General features: G+C 40.8%; 2 protein-coding genes. Both read left to right on the top strand.

What is annotated here, in order from left to right; all coding sequences use genetic code 11:
- On the top strand, positions 1 to 840 hold an 840-nt coding region (locus WBG45_RS09290; protein ID WP_424413977.1), incomplete at its 5' end, for an HAD-IC family P-type ATPase.
- Between the two features lie 19 nt (positions 841 to 859).
- Positions 860 to 1,862: GNAT family N-acetyltransferase (locus tag WBG45_RS09285; protein WP_424413975.1), on the top strand; the 1,003-nt coding region annotated here is incomplete at its 3' end.

Genomic DNA, 1,862 nt, shown 5'->3' with positions numbered 1-1,862 from the left:
CAAAAAGTAGCGTCAATCGAATCGTATTCAGGTCACCCCTTAGCGCGTGCGATTGTAGCGTATTCGTCGCTTCAAAATATTGACCTTTCACCAGCTGAAAATTTCCAATCAGTTACGGGTAAAGGCGTAAATGCCACAGTTGATGGAGTAGAAGTGGCGATAGGTAGTTTGAAATGGGCAGAAGAAACAACGACTATTTCAGTTGATGTAAAGGAAAACGTAGAACTGCTTCAAAAACAAGGGAAATCGGTCATGGTGGTTGTTATTAATGATCAATATGCAGGACATTTAGCTGTAGCGGATGCGATAAGAGAAACAAGTCCGGCTATCATTAAGAAATTACGAGAACTTGGCATTAAACATATGGTAATGCTTACAGGAGATCATCCAATTACCGCAGCAGCGATTGCACAAATGTTGAATTTAACGGATGTTAGAGCAGGATTAATGCCTGATGAAAAACTCCAAGCTGTGAAAGAATTACGTAGTGAGTTCGGCCGTGTGGCAATGGTTGGAGACGGAATGAATGACGCTCCAGCTCTTGCTGCTGCGACGGTTGGTATCGCAATGGGTGGAGCGGGGACTGATGCAGCTCTTGAAACGGCAGATGTTGCTTTAATGGCTGACGATTTAGAAAAACTGCCATATACCATTCAATTAAGTCGAAAAGCATTGCGTATTATCAAAGAAAATATTATGTTTGCATTAGGCTTAAAAATAGTGGCGTTACTGCTGATCATTCCGGGATGGTTAACTCTTTGGATTGCGATATTTGCAGATATGGGTGCTACCTTACTCGTTGTATTGAATTCAATGAGATTGCTGCGCATTCAAAAGTAACGCAGTTCGGGGGAATAACATGCGATTAACAGAATGGACAATGGAAGAGCAAGAACAACTAATACATTTTATGACTACAAATACATGGCCTTTTCACGGGAATTCGAATCCAGCTAGAGAAATTATCGAGAAGACGATTGAAGAGGGTGGCTACGAATCAGACGAAGTCAAAACGTTCTGGGTCGAAAATGCTGACCATCAAAAAGTGGGAATCGTTAAAGTGTTTGATTTGCAAGATGAGATTCCTGTTTTTGATTTGCGTATAGCAGAGAGTTATCGTGGTCATGGATATGGTCCTTCTGCTTTGAAAAAAGTGGCGGAGTACGTTTTTAACTTACCTGAAAAGAAAATTCGTGTTGAAGGTCACACACGTCAAGATAACTTTGCTATGCGTAAAACATTTGAACGTGCGGGCTTTGTAAAAGAAGGGCATTTGCGTAAAGCATGGTTTTCTCCAAAAGAAAATTCTTATTACGATGCTATAACTTATGGGATTACGAGAGAAGATTTTAATGAAGGCACAACAACGCCTGTGTTATGGGATGACCAACAAGTGACTGAACCTACGAAAGCAAAAGTTCATACTGCGATGCGTACGTTCCCAGATTCATTTGAATCGGACCGACTAATTATTCGGGCACCAAAAGTGGAAGATGCACCTCATGTATGGAAAAGTGTCCAAGTATCTCAAAAAGCCCTTCAATCATGGATGCCATGGGCTCAAAATAGCCAAAAAATAGAAGACACAACTGAAAATATACGTCAGGCGGTTGCTGATTTCGTTACAAGAAAAGATTTGCGACTTCACTTGTTCTTGAAAGAAACTGGAGAATTTATTGGAGCAAGCGGATTTCATCGTATCAATTGGGATATTCCTAAAGTGGAAATTGGTTATTGGTTAGACAGTCGCTTTGAAGGAAAAGGCTATATGACCGAAGCAGCAGAGCGTTTAACGGAGTTTGCATTCGAAGATCTTGGTGTAAGAAGAGTTGAGATTCGCTGCGATATTGATAATGTAAGAA

It is taken from the genome of Paenisporosarcina sp. (assembly GCF_049671445.1).
Taxonomy (GTDB): Bacteria; Bacillota; Bacilli; order Bacillales_A; family Planococcaceae; genus Paenisporosarcina.
This window is presented reverse-complemented; position numbering and strand designations above follow the sequence as displayed.